At 48.8% G+C, this 23660-nt stretch carries 14 protein-coding genes and 1 tRNA gene; 7 read left to right on the plus strand and 8 right to left on the minus strand.

The window, feature by feature from the left end; genetic code table 11:
- Positions 1-5: 5 nt before the first annotated feature.
- The 3 genes from A3193_RS05810 to A3193_RS05820 all read right to left on the minus strand — a co-directional run bounded on the left by A3193_RS05810 (position 6) and on the right by A3193_RS05820 (position 3755).
- Positions 6-785 (minus strand): outer membrane lipoprotein-sorting protein, encoded by a 780-nt coding sequence (locus tag A3193_RS05810; protein ID WP_069014297.1) that lies wholly within the window; start codon positions 783-785, stop codon positions 6-8.
- A complete protein-coding gene (locus tag A3193_RS05815) occupies positions 782-3064 on the minus strand; it encodes an efflux RND transporter permease subunit (protein ID WP_069014298.1) in 2283 nt (760 codons plus the stop codon). The genes A3193_RS05810 and A3193_RS05815 overlap by 4 nt, the downstream gene beginning before the upstream one ends.
- 97 nt (positions 3065-3161) lie before the next feature.
- On the minus strand, positions 3162-3755 hold the full coding sequence (locus tag A3193_RS05820) for a TetR/AcrR family transcriptional regulator (RefSeq protein WP_069005227.1): 594 nt from the start codon (positions 3753-3755) through the stop codon (positions 3162-3164).
- 279 nt (positions 3756-4034) lie between these two features.
- On the opposite strand from A3193_RS05820, the gene A3193_RS05825 reads away from it, so the two are divergent.
- The 4 genes from A3193_RS05825 to A3193_RS05840 all read left to right on the plus strand — a co-directional run bounded on the left by A3193_RS05825 (position 4035) and on the right by A3193_RS05840 (position 11223).
- The gene (locus A3193_RS05825) at positions 4035-4232 is read left to right on the plus strand and encodes a nodulation protein E (protein WP_069005228.1); all 198 of its coding nucleotides are present in this window, start codon (positions 4035-4037) and stop codon (positions 4230-4232) included.
- A complete protein-coding gene (locus A3193_RS05830; RefSeq protein ID WP_069014299.1) occupies positions 4229-6124 on the plus strand; it encodes an AAA family ATPase in 1896 nt (631 codons plus the stop codon). Before A3193_RS05825 ends, A3193_RS05830 begins: the two co-directional genes overlap by 4 nt.
- 6 nt (positions 6125-6130) lie before the next feature.
- On the plus strand, positions 6131-8641 hold the full coding sequence (gene hrpB, locus A3193_RS05835) for an ATP-dependent helicase HrpB (RefSeq protein ID WP_069014300.1): 2511 nt from the start codon (positions 6131-6133) through the stop codon (positions 8639-8641).
- Between the two features lie 155 nt (positions 8642-8796).
- Positions 8797-11223: an ATP-binding protein gene (locus A3193_RS05840; RefSeq protein ID WP_069005231.1), complete on the plus strand. Its 2427-nt coding sequence runs from the start codon at positions 8797-8799 to the stop codon at positions 11221-11223.
- A gap of 87 nt (positions 11224-11310) precedes the next feature.
- Here the strand turns inward: A3193_RS05840 and A3193_RS05845 are convergent, their stop codons facing one another.
- Positions 11311-13119 (minus strand): response regulator, encoded by a 1809-nt coding sequence (locus A3193_RS05845; RefSeq protein WP_141694591.1) that lies wholly within the window; start codon positions 13117-13119, stop codon positions 11311-11313.
- Positions 13120-13226: 107 nt separating this feature from the next.
- Positions 13227-14285 carry an HD domain-containing phosphohydrolase gene (locus A3193_RS05850; protein ID WP_071932404.1) on the minus strand — a complete coding sequence of 353 codons (1059 nt, stop codon included), beginning with the start codon at positions 14283-14285 and terminating at the stop codon, positions 13227-13229.
- A 1118-nt stretch (positions 14286-15403) separates the two neighbouring features.
- Between A3193_RS05850 and A3193_RS05855 the strand changes: the two genes are divergently transcribed.
- Both A3193_RS05855 and metA read left to right on the plus strand, forming a co-directional pair.
- On the plus strand, positions 15404-16249 hold the full coding sequence (locus tag A3193_RS05855) for an ATPase (protein WP_069005233.1): 846 nt from the start codon (positions 15404-15406) through the stop codon (positions 16247-16249).
- A 1-nt stretch (position 16250) separates the two neighbouring features.
- On the plus strand, positions 16251-17318 hold the full coding sequence (gene metA, locus A3193_RS05860) for a homoserine O-succinyltransferase MetA (protein WP_069005234.1): 1068 nt from the start codon (positions 16251-16253) through the stop codon (positions 17316-17318).
- A gap of 64 nt (positions 17319-17382) precedes the next feature.
- Here the strand turns inward: metA and A3193_RS05865 are convergent, their stop codons facing one another.
- The 3 genes from A3193_RS05865 to A3193_RS05875 form a co-directional block, all read right to left on the minus strand.
- Positions 17383-19014: a DUF1501 domain-containing protein gene (locus A3193_RS05865; protein WP_083218584.1), complete on the minus strand. Its 1632-nt coding sequence runs from the start codon at positions 19012-19014 to the stop codon at positions 17383-17385.
- A gap of 25 nt (positions 19015-19039) precedes the next feature.
- A complete protein-coding gene (locus A3193_RS05870; RefSeq protein WP_069014302.1) occupies positions 19040-21889 on the minus strand; it encodes a DUF1800 family protein in 2850 nt (949 codons plus the stop codon).
- Between the two features lie 481 nt (positions 21890-22370).
- Positions 22371-22447, minus strand: a tRNA-Asp gene (locus A3193_RS05875).
- A gap of 662 nt (positions 22448-23109) precedes the next feature.
- Here A3193_RS05875 and A3193_RS05880 point away from each other — a divergent pair.
- On the plus strand, positions 23110-23643 hold the full coding sequence (locus A3193_RS05880; protein WP_069005236.1) for a hypothetical protein: 534 nt from the start codon (positions 23110-23112) through the stop codon (positions 23641-23643).
- Positions 23644-23660: the final 17 nt, after the last annotated feature.

Genomic DNA, 23660 nt, shown 5'->3' on the forward strand with positions numbered 1-23660 from the left:
GCTCCCTATCTGGCCCGCTTCAGGCTGTTCTTATTGAAATCGGCATCCGTAAGTCCACTACGGAAATCGTACTGCTTCCAGGTCAGCAGGGTGCTTTTGCCTGTCTGGTGGTTCTCCATATACATCTCATCGGCGCGCCAGTATTGATCCAGATATTGCTGATAGCCACGAAATACCAGGGTCTTCAACAGGACATTTTTTCGATCGTAATAGTCGATCTTGATCGGTATGTAACGCTCCTTGTCCACCCACATCTGCTGGCGTGTATAGCCCGAATTGGGGTCAACCGGATAGCGTTCCAGCAGTAACGAGGCGGTGCCTTCGTGCTCACTCTCCTCAATAAACTTATAGGTGTACTTTTCAACCTCCTGGGAAGAGATATCTTCATAGGCGAACTCGCTGCCCATGAAGGGGCCGGACTTGTTTCTGGAAGCGATTCTTTTAACCCGTTTGAGTGCAGGTAGATAGAGCCACTGATCATCATCACCGACTTTGTGCGAGAAGCTCAACAGTGCAGTGCCCTTAACGTCTCTGGGTTCATCAAAGACTACCAGAGTCTTGTCTCCGTCGTTCTCCACCTCGAGGGTCTGATTGCGCATATCGCGCAGGCTCTCTTCACCATGCCGGTTTTTCAGCAGCATGGTCATGCTGGCCTTGAAATCATGGAAACCGGTATCTCTGGTATCCACCTCTTTGGCAATCTCAAGGCCCCGCTCTTCGGCTGTCATTGCCAGGGTGACTGCCGGTGTGAGCAAAAGCGTTGCAAGTATCAAGCTGAGCTTCATGGTTTTTTTCCTCCGAAATAGATCAGTAGCGGGGGTAGAAAAAGAAAATCGGCAACCAGAGCCAGGCCCAAAGTGATTGCAGTCAACAATCCCATGCCGGCATTGAGTTGGAAGTGGGAGAAGGCAAGGATGCCGAATCCGACCATCAGTACCAGGGAGGTTACCCAGAGTGCCGTTCCCACGGTAGAGAAGGCATAACGCACCGCATCTTCCCCGGACATATTTTTTTCGCGCCTGGCCCTTAGGTATTTGCTGAGAAAATGGACGGTATCATCGACAACGATACCAAGTGTCATGCCGCTGACGACAGAGAGCGCCAATCCCACTTCACCCACGGTCAATCCCCAAAGACCAAAGGCCATGCCCATGGGCACCAGGTTCGGGATCAGACTGATGCCGCCGATTCTCAATGAGCGCAAGGCAACCACCAGAATCAGGGAGATGATGATCAGAGCGGTGGTGGTACCTTTGAGCATCGCAATGATGTTACGGCTACCGATATGGGCGAACATCACTGAGGGACTGGCGCCATCACTGCGCATCTCAGGTGCATTTTCCAACAGCCATTGCTGCGCGTCCTCTTCAATCTGCAGCAGTTGCTGGGTCGAAATGCTCTCCAGAGTGACGGTGAACCGGGTAGCAGATTTCTTAACATTGATCTGATTGTTGAGATCAAGGCCGAACGGCAGGGAAAATTCATAGAGCAGCAGATACTGAGCCGAGAGATCCCGCTGTTCAGGCAGGCGATACCAGCTGTCATCGTCAGCGTGCATGTTACGATTGAGGCGTTTCATGATATCGGTGATCGTGTTGACATGAAGGACATGAGGCTGCTGCCGGTACCACTGGGCAAATCCATCAACTTTACGCAGAAAATCTGGATCGCTGATGCCACCGGTTTCACCACTCTCCAATGAATACTCAATCAGATAGATGCCGGTAAGATTGTCGGTGGCAAAATCGGTGTCCTGGCGAAAATCGATGGTCTCATCAAAATACTCGACAAATCTGTCATCCAGTCGATTGCTGGGTATCTGGACGATCAGGAACAGAATCAGTATGCCCATCCCCCAGAGCAGTTGCTTTTTATTTCGGATCACGAATTCAGCGAACCTGACCATGGCAAGACTGCCCATGGTATCTCCACTCAGCGCTTTCACCGGTAGCAGCATCATCATGGCAGGGAGAAAGGTGATTGATAACAGGAAAGCCAATACAACACCCATGGCTGCCATATTACCCAGATCCCGAAATGGTGGCGCATCACTGAAGTTGAGACTGAGGAAACCGATGGCAGTGGTCAGGGTAGTGAGAAATATCGGCTGCAGGTTGATACGCAGACTCTCCATCATGGCCTGATATTTAGCTTCACCCTCTCGCATGAAATGGAGAAAGTTGACCAGTATATGAACACAGTCTGCGATTGCCAGGGTCATGATGACGATCGGTACCGTGGTGGTCGGGGGTGACATCTTGATGCCTAACCAACCGGTCAGTCCCATGGTGGCGATTATCATCAGTAGAATGATGATGAGGGTGGAAATGGTACCCGGAATCGACCTCAACATCAGCACCAATACCAGGATTACCGCTCCGAACATGATCGGATAGAGACTCTTCATGTCATCCTGGGAAGCGGTTGGAAACGCATTGTTCATGATTACCATGCCGGTCAGGTGCACCTTGATATCCGGGTAGCTGGCCTCCAGGTTCTTAGCCATCTGTTTGACCTTTGCTGCCACCTCCGGGACTTCGGTCAATTTCTTACCCGGCAGCTGTACGGTGACATTCACCCCGGTTGTGTGGGCTGTGGGAGAGATCAGTCGATTCCTCAGAAGAGGATCATTGGTGGCGATTTGTTGCTTTGTGGCCAGCTCTTCATCGTTCAGTGAGGCTGGATCGAGCACCAGATCCTCGACGATCAGGTCGTCCCCTTCGGCATAGGTGTGTTGAAAATTGGTGATCGAGTCTACACGGATGGAGTAGGGGATCTGCCAGGCTTCCTTGGTTAATTCCGTTACCGCAGTCAGGTTTTCACGAGTGAATACCTTGCCATCCTGTGGTTCGATGACAAACAACACGTTGTCATTCTTAGTGTAGGTATTCTGCAACATTTCAAATGCTTTCAGCTGTGGGTTCTCTTCACTGAAAAACATTCGGTAGTCATTATTGAAGCGTAGATGCTGTACACCACTGCCCATCATCAGACTGACTGCAACAGTCAATAGAATCACTAGGATCTTGTGCTTTAGGACAAACCTGAAAAAGGACTCACTCATGATCTACACCCTGTCGATGAAATATTGTTGATATTATGACGTTCAATCCTTGGTTACTTTTACGAAAGCTTGACTGCTGAGTCATGCTGGACGGATCTCAGCAACGCAGGCTGTCGAGATAGCCAAACAAACCCTGTGCGCAGCGTTTCAACTCATCGATGCTTTGCGCATTCTTTGCGATACCCATACAACCCTCAAGCGATGCCAGAATGAAGAGTGCGGCATCGGCAGGATCGATCGACGCTTTTACCGTAGCGTCCTGTTGGCCATCACGAAGTAGTTTTTCAATACTCTGTTGCCATTTTCGATAGAGGTGATCGATCCGCTGGCGAAACCCCGGGTCGATCGGTGACATCTCCTGTGCCAGATTGTTGAGAGGGCACCCCTGGTCAATCTGCTGGCTGGTGATCTGTTGCCCGGCCAGTTGGATAACATCGATCATGACGTCGATCGGGTGTCCGGGTTGCTGTATGGGAGTGAGCCACTCCCGGTCCAGTTTCTGGCTGATTATCTCATCGATTACCGCATATCCCAGCTTCTGTTTACTGCTGAAGTGGTGGTAGAGAGCACCTTTGGTCACGCCGGTTCTCTCCAGTATGGTGTTCAGGCTGGCTGCCTGAAATCCATTCCGGTAGATCTCTTCGTAGGCCGCTTCGAGTAGGGCTTGGCGGGTTTTATCGGCATCTGCCATGGTTTTCACAGCTCGCTGATAATTAACATACCGACCAGTATGTATGTCCTCGTTATATTTGTCAAACCTACGAAATGTACTGTTGTTTGCCGGTCCGAATCACAATCTAAAGGGGATTGTGCAGGCCTGATCCCGAAAAATCTTTTCTGAGGAGTAACCCAGTGTAACAAGTTGTAACGCCTGAATGATGACCTCTTGCCCAGAACTCCCTATACTTGGCATGGCCACTGCTATCAGGATGCGGGGGGCTGACGGTATACAACAATAAAGGGGGATCGTATGTCTACGTCTGAACAGGCAACCCAGGATGAAATGATGCAAATTGGCCCATCTGCGAGAGAGTTTTTGGACTATTGCAATGCTGAACGGGAGCGTCGCTTGAATTCAGGGGAGTCATTTGACGAACAGACCTTTGATCAGGCCATTGAGATGGTGTTGAAAAAACTTCGGGTTCTGGCTGATGAGGGTTGGTCATGATCATACATTCAATCAATGCCAGTAATGTTCTGAAATACAGCAGTCTGAAATTACCGGAGATCCCTGAGCAAGGATTGATTGCCATCTCCGGGGCCAATGAATCAGGCAAAAGCTCGATCGGTGAGACCGTCTGTTTTGCGCTCTTCGGCAGGACCTTTTCATTGGGGCCTGAAGAGTTGACAAAAGTCATACGCTGGGGGGAGACCCATTGCGAAGCACAGCTTGAATTTACCTGCGGAGATGGTGTCCGCTACAGGTTGGAACGTTTTCTCGATGATGCCGGAAATCATAGTGCCCGCCTGGCCCCGGCCGGTGTAAACCATGATGATCAGGTGGTACGCGGGATTGAGCAGGTGGCTGACCGGATCTATCAGCTTATCGGCTTTGAATATGAAGAGTTTGTTGAATCCTTCTACCTGGCTCAGCGGGAGATCACGACCCCTCATCCACACAGTTATGCCGTCAAAACCATGGCTGGCCTGGTGACCCTGGAGTATTGTGATGCGGCCTGTCAGGAGGATCGGGATGATGCTGAAGAGGCGTTGAGCCAACGACAGCAGGAGCTTGGTGGATTGCAGCAACAGATGGTTGAGCTGGACATCGACCCGTCACTGATGCCGGGACTCGAGAGTGAGCGTCAGACTATTTCCCGGCAACTCGATGATACCCAACAGCTGATGGAAGAGTTGGATACGGCGTCCACCGCCTACCAGGATGCCATGCCGATCCGTGCCAAATCAGCTTCCAAGGCTGGCAGTGCAGGATTTTTCAGCCTGATCTTTTTCTTGCTTGCTGCCGTTGCCGGTGGTGCCTGGTATATGCTGACCAACATGCCTGAACATGAATTGTCAGTCCGCTTGAATGAGTGGCTTGTGCAGATGGTTCCTGACTGGGGTGAGGCAACACTTCCCTGGTTATTATATGCAGCAGCTGGCGCTGGTCTGCTGTTTTTGGTCTTTTTGATCCGCCGGGGGGCATTGAAGAGTCGAGTGGCAGCCTATTCAGAGACTGCTTCAACCCTGGCTGACGTTCTCAACCGGCTGGATGAAGGGCCATCAAAAGTTGCTGCTGATGAGACGCAGGATGCCCAATTGTCAGAGGTTGAAACCGATCAGGAAGAAACCGTTACCGATACCTCAGGCGTTGATGAAACTCCCGCGATTGTTGATCGTGCCGCGCGTAGCCGGTTGGTCACCAGGATCAGTGATTGGTCAGCAACGGTTGCGGAAGTTCGGGATAGTGTTGCCGGTGAGTTGGATCAGCTGAATAGCAATTTGGATCAGATGCGGTTACGTGCCGATGAGCTCAATCAGGCGATTGGCATAGAGCAGGAGCGATTGGATAGGGCGGCAAGACTCAAAGAGATGATGGCCAGCCTGAATGAGAAGATCGATGAGCGACAGCACTACATTCAGACCTGCAATCTGGCTGATGAGCTGATTCGGGGAACCACACGGGAAGTTTCACACCAGTTTAATCGCAAACTGCGGGGATTGGTCAGTAAGACGCTTCCTCTGTTTACTGAGAATCGATATGAACATCTGCAGATCGATGATGACCTGACGGTGCGAGCCTTCTCCAGCGAGAAGCGGGATTTCATGGATCTGGATGAGATCTCCAGCGGAACCCAACGACAAATCATGCTGGCAGTCAGATTGGCACTCTCCCAGGAGTTGGTCGCTCGTGCCGTCAAAGGGGGGCAGTTTCTGTTTCTCGATGAGCCGTTCGCCTTCTTTGATGAAAAACGCACCCGCAGTTCACTTACCGTACTGCCTACTCTGAGTGAAGAGCTTAAACAGATCTGGATCGTGGCGCAGGATTTTGCCGATGATCTGAAATTTGATCTGCATATTCAATGCGACCGGGATATGGATCAACTGCCGGTGGCATAGAGTTGAGTGACAGAGCTACCAGTACAACAGGTCATCTACGAACTTTCTGAAACCCTGGCGACTCAGGGCCGGGCTGTGTTAAGTGCGCCGCCCGGCTCTGGTAAAACAACCCTGGTACCTCTTGAACTGCTGAACAGCCCCTGGCTTGACGGAAACGGAATTCTGTTACTCGAACCAAGGCGTCTCGCCGCTCGGGCGGCTGCCGCCAGAATGGCCAGTCTGCTGGGTGAGCAGATAGGTGAACGAGTCGGCTATTCAATACGGCTAGAACGAAAAGTTTCCCGCAACACGCGCATCGAGGTGGTGACCGAGGGGATTTTGACCCGCCGGTTACAACAGGATCCAGAACTGCCCGGGGTAGGGCTGGTGATCTTCGATGAGTTTCACGAACGTAATCTGCACAGCGACCTCTCACTTGCCCTGACTTTGGATACCCAGCAGGGTTTGCGTGAAGACCTGCGTCTGTTGGTCATGTCGGCCACCCTCGATCAGCACGCTGTCAGTAGGCTACTGCGTGATGCTGCGGTGATTCAGGCGCAGGGAAGGCAGCATCCGATAACACACCATTACCTTGATCAGGCTTTAGACAAAACCAAAATTGCCGAGCAGGCCGTCAAAGCAATCATCAGGGCCTGGCAGAATGAGCAGGGCGATTTACTGGTATTTCTTCCTGGTGTCGGTGAAATCCGTAGTGCTCAAAAACTGCTCGAAGCGCAGATGAAAAACCAAAACCAGCCTGTTCTCATCTCGCCCCTGTATGGCGATCTTTCAAAGGACGATCAGGACCGAGCCATACTCCCCGATCCACACAAAAGACGCCGTATTGTACTGACTACCTCGATTGCGGAAACCAGCCTGACGATCGAGGGCATCACCGTGGTGGTCGATGGTGGCTGGTCTCGCATGCCTCGGTTTCTGCCGGCGATCGGGTTGACCCGGCTGGAGACTGTTCCGGTCTCAAAAGCCGCTGCAGATCAACGTGCCGGTAGGGCGGGGCGCTTAGGGCCCGGGGTCTGTTATCGGATCTGTAGCGAATCAGCCCATAACCAATCGTTATCTCATCACCCGGCGGAGATTCTGCAGACCGACTTGGCGCCAGTAGCGCTGCAACTGGCCAGCTGGGGTATTGCAGATCCAGCTCAGTTGCAGTGGCTTGATCCGCCTCCAAAGGGAGCCTTCGCACAGGCGGTGACGCTGTTACAGAGACTCGGTGCGGTCGATCAGCAGGGAATGATCACGCGGCTGGGAAGACGCATGGCTGAATTGCCAACCCATCCGCGGTTGGCGCATATGCTGATTCATGCTCCGGGAGATCAGTTGCAACTGGTCAGTGATCTCGTGGCGTTGATTACTGAGCGGGATCCTTTATCGATCCGGGAGGATGGCAGTGATTTAGCCTTACGGCTCACTCTGTTGCAGCAGTGGCGGGAAAAGAGCCTTAGCGAATCCCGGTATCGAAGTGCCTGCCGTCATATTGACCGGATCAGTAGGGATTGGTTGAGACGATTGCGGATCAGCGGGAGAACCGATTCCAATGGTCTGTTATCGGCAGGGGAGCTGCTGGCTCTGGCATTCCCTGATCGTATAGCACAACGTTCCGCACATGGTCGTTACAGATTGGTCACCGGTCGTGCGGTGCGGCTTGCAGAGGATGATCCACTTGCCGGGGAGGAGTATCTGGTCGCTGTTCAATTAGATGCCGGGCTAAATGAAGGGCGTATCCGATTGGCTGCATCCATTGGTTTGAAAGCGTTGCATGGACTGCCCGAAATCACACTCGAAGAGCGATCGGTTGTTTGCTGGGAGCGTAAGGAAGAACGGGTAAGAACCTCATCTGAGACCTGCCTGGGAGCATTGGTATTGAGCCGGGAAAAGCTCATCAATCCCGATCCTGAAGCCGTCAGGGCCGCGATGATAGAAGGGGTACGGACTATGGGGATCGGAGCATTGCCCTGGTCCAAGGCCGTACGTCAATGGCAACTCAGAGTCAATTGGTTGGTGGCCCGACTGGATGATCCGGCATGGCCGGATCTATCGGATCGATGGCTTTTTGAAAATCTTGAGAGCTGGTTGACACCATGGCTGGAAAAGATTCAGAGCAAACAGCAGCTACAGCGTCTGGATCTGCAAGCCATTCTATTGGCCCGGCTTTCCTGGGATCAGCAGCAAACCCTGAAATCAATGGCGCCAACGCATCTTACCGTTCCCAGTGGTTCAAAAATCCCGTTACGATATAGCGCCGATGAAGCGCCGGTGTTGGCAGTAAGACTGCAAGAGCTGTTTGGGCTGAATGACACCCCAAAGATATGTCAGGGTAGGGTGCCTGTGATGTTACACCTACTCTCTCCGGCACATCGGCCGATACAGATTACTGATGATCTTGCCGGGTTTTGGCAAAGAACCTATGCTGAGGTAAAAAAAGAGCTAAAAGGTCGATATCCAAAACATTATTGGCCAGATAATCCACTGCTTGCTGAAGCGACTCACAAGGCGAAGCCCCGTAAGTCGGGGGGGTAGTGGTTGAATGTCAAGTTACGCTTGGTTTATGGATTACGCTGTCGGAAAAGCACAAGATGTGGTCAGAATTTTGGAATAGATATAGAGGCCAGTTCAATCAGGCACCCGACCGGGAGTCTGAGCAGTCGATTGTCAGATTGATAATCGCTTTGGTAATGTGCCTATATATTTTCTACGTCTATCTATTCATTCCTTCGGAGAGTGCTTCCAGACTACTGCCTCTGGCGCTGCTCTATACCCTCTGCAGCTTGATAATCATGATGGTGATTGCATGGAAGCCCCATGTTTTCACAATCCGTCGTACAATCACCATGTCATTCGATGTCAGTATGATTACCCTTGCGATGTGGATTGGTGGTGAAACCACCTCGATGCTCTACGTATTCTATCTTTGGATCAGTCTCGGAAACGGATTTCGTTTTGGTACCCCATCTCTCTATTTCACAAGTACTCTATCCACACTTGGATTTGCTTCGGTGATCTTGATCAGCGACTTTTGGAAAGAGCAGCAGGTTCTGGGTATTGGACTGTTACTCGGATTGTTGATTACAACACTCTATGTTGCTCTGTTACTGCTGCGTATAGAGCGTGAAAAAAAGCGTGCTGAAGCATCGAGTCAGGCGAAGAGTCGTTTTCTGGCCAACATGAGTCACGAAATACGCACCCCCCTGAATGGTGTGGTCGGGATGACCGATCTGCTGGCAAGAACGCCAATGGGATTGGAGCAACGGGAGATCATGTCGACCATTCAGGCATCGGCTGAGACTCTACTCAATCTTATCGAGGAGATTCTCGATTTTTCCAAGATTGAGGCGGGTAAGGTTGAGGTAAGACTTGTTGACCAGGATCTATCCGAGCTTGCAGACAGTGTGATATCGATGATGAAACCGACAGCCGATTCCAAAGGTATTGAGCTGAATTGCTGGATAGACCTGGATATCTCTCCGGTGATCAAAACTGATCCCAAGCTACTTCGGCAAATTCTGATCAATCTGTTGAACAACGCGATTAAATTTACCGACCAGGGCGGTATCGTGCTGAAGGTAACGCCATACACATCAGCGGAAAGTGAGGATGGTGTACCCAGATTGATGTTTGAAGTCATAGATACGGGTATCGGCATTTCTGAAGCCCAACAGAAACGGATTTTCGAATGGTTTGAACAAGGTGATGATTCTGCCACCCGTCGATATACCGGAAGTGGCCTCGGTACAACAATTACCAAACAACTGGTTGAGTTATTGGATGGGACCATAGGCCTGGAGAGTCGTTTGGGGGAAGGCAGTCGATTCTGGTTTCAGATACCAGCTGTTTCCAGTGATACTCCTATTGACATAGAGCGTTTTCAGGATGCCAGGGTGTTATTGTTCACCGACCTCCTATCTGAAAAGCAGGATTTACTGGACGGATTGCAGGAGTGGCAGTTGGACGTGAAAGTCTACTCTAACCTTTCAGAGGGATTTCTGGAGTTGATCAATGCCGTTAAGGTTAAGGAACCCTATGACATTGCAATCCTGGATGAGACTCATAGCGATCTGCATGATGAGGAGTTGGTTCATACCATACGTGCTGAAAAAAGTCTGGACGATCTTGGATTGGTTTGTGTTACCAATTACTCCCCAAATCTGCAAAATGAGAACAGATTGTGTCATGAAGGCTTCAGTGCGGTGGTAACCACGCCGATTACTCCAGACAAGGTACGCCATGTTCTGCAGTATGCCTTAAAGCGCAAAATCAGCACCAATTTACCACCCAGGATTTTCACCTCTGCTGAACATAGCATTGCCAAACATGCCCAAATCCTCCTTGCTGAGGATAATCCGATCAATCAGAAGGTAGTGAAAAAGATCCTTGAGTTACAAGGGCATCAGATTGAGGTGGTCAGTCATGGTCAGGAGGCCATTGAATTATTGAAAAGTGAAACATTTGACCTGGCAATACTTGACCTGCAAATGCCGGACATTGGAGGGATTGATATCATTAAGGCCTATCGTCTGATGCAAAAGCAGGGGGCTGCCATACCCTTCGTCATTCTTACCGCAAATGCCACTCGGGAAGCAGCAGAAGAGTGTGAGGCTATTGGTGTCGAAGCTTATCTCACCAAACCAGTCAGGTCAGCACATCTATTGGATGTGGTGAAAGGGATCCTGGGCGGTGACTCCACTGAAGTGATAACCGATACCATAGTCGATCTGCCGATTCGTGCTGCCAATCAGGAAAAGAGTGGAAGAATACTCGATGTAAACACACTGCAAGGTCTCGAGAGATTGAGTAAGGATCCGGAATTCATGTCGCACTTGGCGGATAGTTTTCTACATGATTCTGAAGCATTGATGACCGCAATGCATCAAGCAATCGAGCTGCATGATGTAAGAGGTTATAAGGATTGTGCCCATGCATTAGCAGATAACGCTTCTGGTATCGGGGCCTACTCTCTGATGACGATTTGCGCTTCAGCTTCCCGTATTGAACAGCCGGAGTTGAATGATCAAGGTGTTAAGCAGATGAGTCAGATCTCTACAACCTATAGCTTAACCTGTCAGGCGTTGCGTCATTATCTGAATATCAAGAATCCTGAATAGAGTCATATTTTCCAGAACCGGTCAAGCAAACTCCGTGTATAGAGTGGATGGTTCTATTGAGCTTGCTGAAGTCCGATGATGTATCTGCTATTTGGAGGGTGTGCTGTTTGGTTCCAATTGAATGGCTGATGCTCTTTGAGATAGATAGTGAGCATAAGCATGCAAGGTCAGATTGAATGTCTGCTGCAATTCACTTAGCAGATCTGAGCCTTTATATTCAAATTCTCGGGCAGAGAGTTTTGAGGCCTGTTGACTGAGTTCGTAGAGTAGTACAGCTCCCAGTTGACCAGCACTATCCAGGAGTATTTGGGCCTGATCAAGAAATTTACCAAGCTCACGCGCGGCCACAGCTCGCTCCATCTCACGTAAAATAGAACGGCCTTCAGATTCAAATATCTTGAACAGATCATTGATGAATGAGATGCCGCTGTCCAGTTTCTCAAGTCTCAATAGAGTCATATGATCAAGCAGCATGGCATCCTGAATTTTATTGTTCTTAAATTGTATCGGATCCGTTTTACGTGAGACATAGGTCAAATTCTGCAAATCGCCCTTATCGAGTGCTGCAAGAATTGAGAGAAGTACCTCTTGCGGTGTGATCGGCTTAAACAGACAGATATCCACCCCGATGCTTTGACAGAGATTGAGCGTTTCGGGATTCTCTTCATCTTCCACAAAGATAAAGGGTACCCACTGTTTGTACGGAGTGGTAAATCGATGAAGCTTGACTACCTGAGTGCCGCTCATGATAGGTAGTTGCAGATTGATGATGGCTAAATCAAAAAAGTGTTCTTCAAGTGCATCCAGTGCCTGGTCACCATTATCAACCAAATGAATATTATATCCTGCCTGTGTCAAGGCGTGGCTTAGTGAATCACGCTCATGTGAAGGAGTATCTGCCAGTAATATCTCTTTTTGGCGAGTGTAGGCCTGTTTGGTAGTACGGTGTTTAACCAAGCTTACAACATTATCACAGGAGGAGTATGTTTTGCTGTCGTAACTGATGATGCTGAACAGCTGCTCTTTACTCCATGGGGATTCGAGTAGCGTGTGATAGCCTGCGCGTAGCAATCTGTGCGCATACTTCTCATTGTAAAAAGATGTTTGAATACAGATCAGTCGAACATCATCAAGTAGTGGTTCATTCTTGATCAGGCGTGCCAATGACAGTGGCTCAATATCCAGATTTTCTCCATCAACAATGAGAAAAGAGTAGGGGGTAAAGACCTCACCCTGACTACGAGAGAGCATGTGTTTGAATGCCTGCAGGCTGTTACTGCAGGTTGTTGTTTCATGTCCCCAATCGAACAGTTGACGGGTGAGAAGTGTCGTGCTGCTTTTGTTTCGGGATAATATCAAAATGCGCTGAATATTGCGTTTCACTCGCTGACCGGTAAATTGCTGTCTATCCGCAGTTGATTCAGTATGTTCCGGGGGCTCCTCTTCAAGTTCAGGTAATGTGGGTAACTCTTCTTTGTCCTGGTTGTCCTCTTTCGAAGCACCATATCTCCGTATGGAGACAAGGGCAGGGGGTATCAGAGCAAGAACGCTCAGTAGTAATGTCTGTAGCAACTCCATTTGAAGTGCCAGATGAAGTGTGGTGGTCAGCATTGTAAACGCTGTACCAATTCCTACCCAAAGATATGATCTGCCAAAAAAGCGTGAAGCAAAAATCAATACACTGCTGAGAGGTAACAGCAGTAGGGCCGAACCACCAGCAAAGGTGATCAGTCCGAGATAGAGCTGATCGAGAACAATTGATGAACTGCGTTTGATTTGGCTGGAGGAATAGAGGCATTTATAGTGCTCAATAAAACGGAGCAACAGGAATTGACAGGCCAATACCAGTGTAGTGAGGTTAACCAGGGTCGATGTGGACCAGAGATAGGTCAACACCAAACCAACCAATGCGACAAAGCTGACAAATAAGCTCAGGCTGTAATAGAACTGGTCACTCTTATGTGAGGTGGTGTCAGGTCTCTGTGTGGTTACTGTTTGCTCGTTCAAGAATGCGTTCCTTCGAGGTTTCCACGCAGAGCATAGTGTATCGCCTCCACTTCCTGCATTTCGCTGAGAAATGCATCTGCGCAGTCTGGATCAAAATGGGATCCTCTCTCTTGGCTAATATAGTCAATGGCCTTTTCAATTGACCAGCTTTTTTTATAGGGTCTATCTGAGACCAAGGCATCAAAAACGTCAGCAACTGCCACTATTCTGGCTTCAAGAGGTATTTTATCGCCGTTCAAATTGTTCGGATAGCCCGTTCCGTTGTATTTTTCATGATGATTGAGGGCGATGATCGCGCCAGTTTGAATATACTTCGATAAGCTGTCTTTGAGTATTTCGTATCCGAGTAGCGTGTGTCGTTGCATGATTTTGTACTCTTCCGCGGTCAATTTACCGGGTTTGAGCAGGATTGCGTCAGGTATACCGATTTTGCCTATATCATGCATAGGAGCTGACTGGGCAATCAAATCGCATCGTTCTTGAGATAATCTCAGTTTTTTGGCGATCAGTAGAGAATACCTGGAGATTCTTAAAATATGATTACCGGTATCTTCATCCCGGTATTCACCAGCTTTTGCAAGACGCATCAGGGTTTCCTGTTCCCGGTCGTGAAGCTCCTGGGTGGTTTTGCGTATCTCCTGTTCCAGTAAAAGTGCTCGATCTTTGATCATTTTCCGCTGATGACTCATGGTCAACATATTGTTGCAGCGGGCTTTACACTCAGTGTGATCGATTGGTTTGGTGATGAAGTCGTTGGCGCCGGATTCGAGAGCAGAGTAGCGAACAGACTGATCCTCCACGCAGGTTACAATCATAACGGGCACATCGCTGCAACCTGGAATACGCCTTAACCACTTTATAAACTTTATACCATCCATCTGAGGCATTTTGTAATCGGTGATCACGAGGTCTATTTCATGGGTTTTGGCCCAATCCAACGCTTCAGTTGGATCAGCAAAACAGGTAGACGAGACATCTGCATCAATTGAACCGACCAATTCTTGAAGAATCATACGGGTTATTGATTGGTCATCAATGATAAGTACATGGGGCATAGTGATAGGTGTCTGCAGTCAATAGGTGGATTCTGTGTTCGCTTGTCCCTGTCTGTTCCAATAACGGCTATCAGGCTCGATGCTTGATTGTTTGCTGAATTTCATTCAGAAACTCAACAGTCATTGAAATTGGCGCTCCTTTCACCGTATTTGCTGACTGGTATGGACTTTGTGTCTGATAAACAGAGTAAAAGTGCCATACAATGAGAGTGAATTAACTTCCCGAAATGTTAACTTATTTTACAATTTAACACGACTTTGATCAGTGATACAGATCCGGCTTACGCATCAACTCTGTTTAACTGTTTCAATGAAAATAGCTTGTTGGCAACAGGGCAGCTCACTACTCATCGCTTCAAGTTTGTGTGCTCTCATAGAACAAGCTCTGACTCAGTGAGAAGTATCCCGCTCCGGTAAAGAGATCTGCTGATGTCACTCCGCTACCAGAAGCACTCTGATTCACTGAAGAGAAGAGAATGGCCACTACCTGGCTGCCATCTTGAAGTTGCCTTGGCATAAGCTGATATATCGTAAAAACAGTTGGTTGGCAGAGATGTCTCATGTAAATCTTACAGCTGATACAGGCTTAATTCAGAAACCGCCATGAGGAGATCAATGGGTGATGGACTACTTGGAATAGCTCAACTCAGAGAGAGCCGGCCAGGCATCTTGAAGGGTGGTCATAAAGATGTCGGCCAGAAATCAATCAAGTCACTGACAGCTTGTTTTAATTCACCGCCTGAATGGGGTGTGAAGCGAATCATTCCGCTTAGCCCTGGTTCAAGTTTGCCAAGCAGAAGAGCCTATTGTAATGGGGGCGATACTTAAAATGGGATATTAGCCACTCAAGATTAATCGCATGATCCTGAAAATATCTTTTAACATCATGAAAATAAACTAAAAAATAGATACCTCATCTGTTTTCAAAAACAGATGATTCTGTATGACTCTCTTCATCCAACTTCTCATAGGACCCTGTTCAGATGAGACACAGCAGGACCGAAAAATATGAGAATAAATTGATAATGATTCTCATTATATTGAATTTATCTCTATTACTTTCATCCAACCTGGCTTCTCCGTAGAATGTGCGCCTCTTGCGATAGGAGAAATTGGCAGTGAGATTGAGTCCGGAACAATTCCGTAATTGGGATAGAAAAAGCGTCACCCTGATGGGCATGTCTGGCGTCGGGAAGACACGGCTATCTAATCTGTTGCGGCGAAGTGATTGGTTTCACTACTCCGGAGACTATCGAATCGGTACCCGCTATCTTGATGAGGCTATTCTGGATACCATCAAAGAGCAGGCAATGAGTGTGCCTATGCTTAGAGATCTGCTCCATTCAGATTCGATCTTTATCCGCAGTAATGTCACATTTCATAATCTGAATCCGGTCTCTACCTTTCTCGGTATGTTGGGTGATCCTGAACTTGGTGGGCTCTCGTTGACCGAATTCAAAAGGCGTCAGAACCTGCACAGACAGGCAGAGATTGCAGCCATGTACGATGTGCCTGCATTTATGCGTAAGGCAAAACTAATTTATGGCTATAACCACTTCATAAATGATGTGGGTGGCAGTTTGTGCGAGCTGGATGAACCGGGACTGTTGGAGTTTATTGATGAGCATTCACTCATACTCTATATAAGAGCCAGTGAGAAGGATGAACAGTCATTGATTGCCCGCTCGGTATCACACCCGAAACCACTCTACTACAGGGAAGCTTTTCTCGATCAGCAGTTGGCAGAGTACATGGAAATCAATGATGTGGACTATGTCTCGCTTATCAAACCGAATGACTTTACCCGGTGGGTATTTCCAAAACTGTTCAGAGCCAGAATACCTCGCTATGAATCGATTGCAGCTAAGTATGGTTACACAGTAAACACCCATGAGCTTGCACAAGTTAACAGCGAAGCCGATTTTCTCACGCTTCTGGAACAAGTAATCGAGCGGGAGTCCTGAAATGCCTTTGGTTGCACATACTAAATTACCGACTTTTGATCGTCTTCGAGAGGAGGGTCAGAATGTTCTCTCACCTGACAGGGCGACTCACCAGCATATCAGGGAGTTGCATATCGGTCTGTTGAACATGATGCCCGATGCTGCGATTGAAGCCACAGAGAGGCAGTTTTTTCGTCTGGTAGGAGAGGCGAATCCGATTGCCCAGTTCTTTATTCATCCATTTACCTTGGACGTACTACCCCGTGGTGAAAAAGCAAAAGCGCATATCGATGCTTTCTATGAATCCTTTGAACAGATCAAACAGGATGGGTTGGATGCCTTGATCATTACCGGCGCCAATGTTACCCATCCAGACCTGGCTCAAGAGGACTTCTGGAAACCGCTGACTGAGGTTGTCGACTGGGCCCACGAGAACGTAACTTCAGTGCTTTGTTCCTGTCTTGCGACTCATGCTGTGGTGCAGTCGCATCACGGTAAGCAACGGACTCATATGGGTGATAAACTTTGGGGTGTTTTCAGCCATCGTGTCAAGGATACATCCCACCCACTGGTGAATGATGTCAATACCCGTTTCGATGTGCCACATTCGCGCTTTAACCAAATATCAAGAGAACAATTTGACCAGGCGGGATTGAAGGTGTTGGCCGAGAGCGAAGACGCTGGGGTACACCTGGCGGTCAGTAGTGACGGACTACGAGTGGTCTATTTTCAGGGGCATCCTGAATATGACACAATCAGTTTACTCAAAGAGTATAAGCGTGAGGTCAATCTCTATATTTCAGGGACACGTAGCGACTATCCTCCATTCCCTGAAAACTACTTCAGTCTGAGAAGCCAGGCCATCTTCGACGAGTATCATGAGAGGATCGATTTGGCAAAAAAACTGGGGAAAGAGATCCCCGAGTTTCCTGAGTCACTGGTCATCGACAGCTTGGATAATACCTGGCATGACACTGCGGAAGCGGTTATCGGCAACTGGATAGGCCTGGTTTACCAGGTCACTCACCGGTTAAGAAATCAGCCATTTATGGAAGGCGTCAATCCAGAGAATCCCCTCGGACTGAAATAGTCCACAGGTAACGGAATCAGATTGGTGCAAACTCATTCTGTCTGGGAGAATGAGCCTGCATGCTCTACACAAAGATTGGTGCAAAGGCAGTTTCGATTCCACCTCCGGTTTGGAAATTCCTGATGTTCGGAAACAGAGTTGGGATCTGGCTCTGGTCGACACCAAACCATTGTGTGAGTGGTGCGTTGACCTGATCCTGGGAGAGGGTAGGGATCATCCGTCCTTTGTTACTGTAGTCATCATTGCCTGACAATAACATCTCTGGTAAATCGCCAATCATCGCTCCACCACGGAGTGTTCCGGACTCACCGCTGCCATATCCACCCATGACCAGCTGATGTGATCCCCAGGCATGGTCGGTTCCATCACCGTTGAAACTCAACGTGCGGCCAAAATCAGACATGGTGAAACTGGTGACACTATCCGCATAACCGAGTTCCTCCATCGCTTTCTGGAATTTCCACAGACCAAGACTCAACTCCCTGAGAAGCAGAGGGTGTTGAGATGCCTGGGTGGCGTGTGTATCAAATCCACCGAGTTCAACAAAAAAGATCTGTCGATTGAACTCCGCACCCAGATTCCCTGATGCGCCAAGATGAATCATTTTGGCTACAGCTTCCAGTTGGCGGATCAGGTTGCCACGAATTGACTGGCTAAAGCCAATTTGCTGCGCGGTAGGAATATCGAACAGTGCTTCTCCATAGGAGCCGGTTGTTGCATAGTTGATATCCAAACTGTCCCAACTCTGCTTCAGTTGATCAAAGGTTGCGACAGCATTGATCTCCTTGTTGTTATAAAGCGTTCTGAATGGGTCTGATACGCTATCTGTTCTGTCGGCTCCGAAATCGAGTCTTGTTGTGGAACCTTCGATACCTGCCAGGGCGTTAAAAAGTGCCCGGCGATCGGTATTGGTGTTGCTGTCGCCGCTCAAGTGATGGATTTTTGGAACATTACCTGGATTAAGAACCAGGGGGGAAGAGCTGTTTCCAATCAACATGCGGTCATTACCGGCATAAGAGATGTTCAGGCCCAGTGGGCTGTTCTGATTGATGTTGTGCCACTGATCCGCGATCTTTCCCGCCCAGCCGATATCGTTCAGATTATTCGCCTGTCCGGTTTGCAGAATGCGCTGCTGATGGTTGTGGGCGAAGAGATAGACAGGGAGCTCCGCACTATTATCAATAATTTCATCACGAGTGACAGGTCTGACAAGGGTACCGCTGTTTGCCAAAATTGAGGTTCTGTTATCGATGATCAACTGAGCCAGTTCCGGCATGACACCGTTGACACCCAGATCAATACCTTTCCCGCTCAACGGGTAGATACCCCGAGTATACGCCGTGCTCTGATTGAGATTCTGATTGTAGGGATTCTGTTGTCCCGCCCCGAGCACCCCTTGATTCAGATTGCCACTATTGGTGGTTACCTGGGCAATACCGAGATCAGTGTTGTTGACTGCCAGGTTTCCCCTGGCGTCAGCATAAGGCTCATATCCTTTGTTGGCATCTGTCGAGGTGGGAATCAGCATATTGAAAGCATCATTGCCACCATACAGAAAGATGCAAACCAGGGCTTTATAGTCATTGAAATCCGGTGCTGCCGCGGTGGCCTGCCTGGGAATGGCCAGACTACCTACACTGCCGATACAACCAAGGCTGGCCAGTGATTTCAAAAATTCACGACGATGCATTGCCATATTAATCTGCTTCCTTACTGGGTGCCTATTTTTGAATCATGTAGGCGCTGGAGGTAGTGATGAAAGTGTAAGCTTCCTGAACGATTCGCCTGGCACTTTCGACGTTATTGCCTGAATTGGTATAACTGCTGGTCATCAGGTAGTGTTTTAGAGCATCACGATATTCGTCGCTCATCTTCCTGCCAAGCAGTTGTAGATCCAAATGGTCTATCAGCGCATCGATTCCTCTGGATTTTGGCGTATCGCCATTAATATCTGTGGTGTCATCATTGAGGCTTGAATAATCACCATTCGAGTCGTTCTCAAGGGCTTGTTCCAACAACCTGAGTTCAATATCGAAACTCGTCAATAGTGACAGGCTGTAGTGTTTACGTGAGCTGGCAAATTCATTGAGGGATTTTCCACTATTGTTGATGATCCTGTTTTTCTCCAGATTTGAGATCAGGTAAACCACAAGGTTGTTATAGTCCACAAGCATTTGTGAGGTCTGGATCTGAAATTCCGGCCCAACCAGTTGATGGCTGGTGAAGTAGGGATCACTCGGCACATGGCCGGGGCTGTAAAAGTTGAATACGGAAGGTGCACGCAGCGCTGCCTGGTTGATCTGTTTTTCAGGCTCCCGATACCAATAGACATGACTCATGGCAACATTTTGCTTGCTCGACCAGCCATTCAGTGGTGCAACATGAGCTGCACGGAGCAACTGGGTGATTGCCAGTAAGGGTTCCTTGGCTTTACCATAGGCCGGGTTTGACTGATAGCTCTCATCACGTGCCTCTGGGTCGAGCAGGATTCCACGGACGACCGCCTTCAGATCTCCTTTTACACCCTGTCCATTATCGTTGAAGATATGGGCAATGCGAGCTACATAGTTTGCCGAGGGATTGGAGGTTACCAATCTCTGGATCAGGTGTTTGCTGACATAGGGGGCAACGTTGGGATGGGCAAACAGTCTGTCGAGGGCACTGTCCAGGCCGCTCTGATCCGAACCGGCATTGAGTGACAGGGTTTGTCCCATCAGGGTGATCCTGCCATCGCCACCTTCTGCTGCCTCATCCTCATGCATCGAAGGATTGAAAACCATCGGTACCGTATAGTTACCACTGCTGGAGTGGAGCTGCCCGAATTTATTATTATCAGCGAGATCCCAACCTGTCATCACCTTAGCCAGTTCCTCAATATCGGACTGTGTATAAGTGGCAACGGTATGGCTGCCCTGATCCGGATAAGTTGTATGATTGCCATCCCTGTTTGGTGAACCGTCCAGATTCAGCTCATACAGTCCAATGGTAAACAGTTGTATGATCTCTCTGGCAAAGTTTTCGTCGGGGCGTGAACCCGTATCCGGATCGGCTTTGCGATTGCCCTGGTGGGACAGATAGACTCCCATGGCAGGGCTGATGGAGATCGCTTTCAACAGCTGTCGATAGTTACCGAAAGCGTATTTCGCCAGCAGATCATAGTAGACCGCCAGGGATTCCCCACGGGAGATCATCGCTGGGCTGCTGGTGGAAACAACGAGTAGCTGACTCAGAGCATAAGCGATGCGTTGGCGCAGCTGGTCCGTACCGATCTGCTGACGATTTGGCGCGGTAGCACCCAATGCGCTCTCCCACCAGGCGGCCATCTGATAATCCTTGACAGAGCTGCTGTGGGGTTGTTGATTGAAAATCTGATTACTCTGATACCAATCAACGCCGGGTTCAGCCTGCAAAGCAATCTCTTGTGTTCGTTCCAGGTTGGTTTTCCAACCATCCGTAGGGCTGGTATAGGCAGAATTCATACTAAGTTGATGGTCAATCCAACCGCTGATGCCAAGGCTTTTCACCCTTTCTATCTCACTCTGCACCGGGCCGAAGGTGCATTGCAGCAACAAGCGATGAGCCATTTCATCGGTAACGGATTGTGTCTGTTCTATGTTCAGAGTGAACTGGTTGTCAGTGACGTTGATGCCATCAGATGCCGATATGATGATCTGATATCGGTTACCCAGCTCCTCCCAGGAAGGCGAACCTGAAATGGTTCTTGTCTCTGCTGTATAGACCAGCCAGTAGGGGAGACCCGTCACACGATAGGTCAAGTCGTCACCATCCGGGTCCATTGCCTGAAATACCAAGGTATAGAGTTCATCGATGGCAATCGAACGACTCTGGCCTGACTGGGTGAATTGCGGGGCCTGGTTTGAGGTGTTAACTCGAATCGTAACCTGTGCGGGTTGGGACTGGTTACTGCCATCCGAAAGAGTGTAACTGAACTGATCTTGCTCGGCATCCGAGCCATTGTGACGATAGGTCACACTGGTACCATCGACTGAGAGCTGCAGGGATCCATACTGGGGGTCTGTCAGGTGGGCGATTTGCAGTGGATCACCATCAGGGTCCTGATCATTCTGTAGCAGGTTCAGTGAGATCTGTACTCCCGAATCGACTTCAAACTGATCATCAGCAGCAATGGGGCGTTGATTGACAGCTGCTGGGGTTGGTGGGACCTCTGAATTCTCATCTGGACTGTCTTCATTGCTTTGAATGGTCAGAGTCACTGTCGCTGGTGCAGAGTCTACGGCACCATCAAAGGCGGTATAGGTAAACTGGTCATAGGCTGTTTCGCTTCCATCATGCTGGTAGAGCACCGAGCCATCCGCCTGGAGGGTAACCCTGCCTTTCTCCGGTAAGGAGAGATTGGTAACCTCCAGGGGATCACTGTTGGCATCGCTATCGTTGTCCAGCACTTTGATGAGAATACTCTCCCCCTGTGTCAGGGTGGCACTATCATTTTCTGCTTCAGGGGCGGTATTCTCTTCTATACAACCGGTCAACAACAGAGAGAGAAGTAGATATAGGATATTGTTGTTTGAAAACTTTTTTAAAGCATCCATTTTGCTGTGTTGGTCCCTAATGTCATGATGACAGATGGAGGATGATTATGTGATTGGAAAGAAGGTTAGGTAGTTCTCACCCGCAATACTGTGGTTTGTATCAAAAAATATGATAAAGGAGTTCACAGCAACAGGGTCTTACAACAAATATACGAGCAGACGACAGATTTAGAATCTGATCAAAATTAGTAACAAACCAACAATCCTATAGAATAAGGAAATAAATGCCTACTAGGGATTCTATATATACAGAAGCAGTATGAAGTTGTTTCATGAGGGGCTTGCCATTATGGAAATGGTCTCGATTTAAGCAGCAATCCGCCCTTGCCCGGGACGTAGACAGCCTGGTCTTCATACAGGTATCAAAGGTCACGTTGCTAACTGGTTAGAGGAGAGGATCCATTTTGCTCAATGAGGCTCAGGAGGCAAGGGTGTTTACTGGAATAGGTATTGCTGACGATTGGAAAAATCAGCGGGATAGTGGCGGAGCGGACGGGACTCGAACCCGCGACCCCCGGCGTGACAGGCCGGTATTCTAACCAACTGAACTACCGCTCCGAAGACAAGAGCGCGATAGTGTAAGGAAAATTTCTCCCAGGTCAACCAAAAATTAAGAAAATATGTCAGTTTGGGTTGAATCGATTAACAATGGCCTGTTAACACCATTCCAATCACCCAGGCAGGAGCGGTGATCAGTCCAATAATCCACAACTAAAGAGGGCGCCACTCAGTATCAACGAAGGAGATGAGGCTGAGTGAAAATTTACCTGAAACCCAAATGGTGCGTCCCTGACTGAGAACTGAAATGTCACCACTCTGGTTCGTTCATCCTGCAGCATAACCATCCAAGCGTCTTCTTCTCGGACCTCCCGAGACGCTTTATCACAGGTAACCGGGAAGAATGGAGCAGTATCTATCGAGCCTAACTAACAGAACCATAAGGATAATTTCCACTAAATTACTTGATATGCTTATATCGAACCAGGTCGAGAGGCTTTCTCTCCGTTGCGTAATATCAAGGATAGTAAAGTGGGATCTATGTCATATTTAACAGGTATCCTGTTATGGTGTTCTTACAGTAAGCCGGAGTGATCGATCAGCTTGTCATCTGGTAGTGAATCTGACCGGATAATTTCTGTAATTATTTATAATACAGATAGTTAGAAACAATTTTGATCTGTTTGGCATTGGATTTTGCTGGACCAGTAGAGATTTAAATTATGCAATTTGATGTAGATGAAGCGATTCGCAAACAAGCCAAAACCCCTCATGAGCTGTCGATGCTGAATTTAGTGGGTTGTCATCTGATTGCCGCGCCGGCTTCAATCGTACTCGATGTGGGATTATTGGGTTTTCTGATACCGCTGGCGCTATCGCTACTGGTGATCAGTTTCATTTGGTTCAAAGCTGGGCAGACCCGGCAGCAGGATCCCTGGTTCGTGGCTGCACACTGGCGATTGTCAGCCAACCGCACCCGGATACTGATGGTTGGCTACACTATCAGTGCAGTTATTCTTGGCATGGCCATGATGGCTACATCCGGCAGTTCCAAAGGGGATATCATGATGGTGGCGATCTCTCGGGTTGCGGTTGTACCGACCCTGTTGACTGTGATGATCTGTTTTGTGCTTGAGTCAGGATCCATATATCAAGCAGGTCGAGGTGAAGTCCCTGACGGTATTGTGAAACGTCTGCCAGCTCCTGATGACCTGCCGGTTATTCAGGCTGCGAAACCATCGGTCGCTGAGAGTTAAATAACGAATCAATAACT

The organism is Candidatus Thiodiazotropha endoloripes (assembly GCF_001708965.1).
Classification (GTDB): domain Bacteria; phylum Pseudomonadota; class Gammaproteobacteria; order Chromatiales; family Chromatiaceae; genus Thiodiazotropha; species Thiodiazotropha endoloripes.

Coding starts and splice junctions, on each gene's coding strand:
- A3193_RS05825 (WP_069005228.1), top strand. CDS start 4,035: ATGTCTACGTCTGAACAGGCAACCCAGGATGAAATGATGCAAATTGGC.
- A3193_RS05820 (WP_069005227.1), bottom strand. CDS start 3,755: ATGGCAGATGCCGATAAAACCCGCCAAGCCCTACTCGAAGCGGCCTAC.
- A3193_RS05815 (WP_069014298.1), bottom strand. CDS start 3,064: ATGAGTGAGTCCTTTTTCAGGTTTGTCCTAAAGCACAAGATCCTAGTG.
- A3193_RS05850 (WP_071932404.1), bottom strand. CDS start 14,285: ATGCCCCATGTACTTATCATTGATGACCAATCAATAACCCGTATGATT.
- A3193_RS05880 (WP_069005236.1), top strand. CDS start 23,110: ATGCAATTTGATGTAGATGAAGCGATTCGCAAACAAGCCAAAACCCCT.
- A3193_RS05830 (WP_069014299.1), top strand. CDS start 4,229: ATGATCATACATTCAATCAATGCCAGTAATGTTCTGAAATACAGCAGT.
- metA (WP_069005234.1), top strand. CDS start 16,251: ATGCCTTTGGTTGCACATACTAAATTACCGACTTTTGATCGTCTTCGA.
- A3193_RS05810 (WP_069014297.1), bottom strand. CDS start 785: ATGAAGCTCAGCTTGATACTTGCAACGCTTTTGCTCACACCGGCAGTC.
- A3193_RS05865 (WP_083218584.1), bottom strand. CDS start 19,014: ATGGCAATGCATCGTCGTGAATTTTTGAAATCACTGGCCAGCCTTGGT.
- A3193_RS05840 (WP_069005231.1), top strand. CDS start 8,797: ATGTGCCTATATATTTTCTACGTCTATCTATTCATTCCTTCGGAGAGT.
- A3193_RS05870 (WP_069014302.1), bottom strand. CDS start 21,889: ATGGATGCTTTAAAAAAGTTTTCAAACAACAATATCCTATATCTACTT.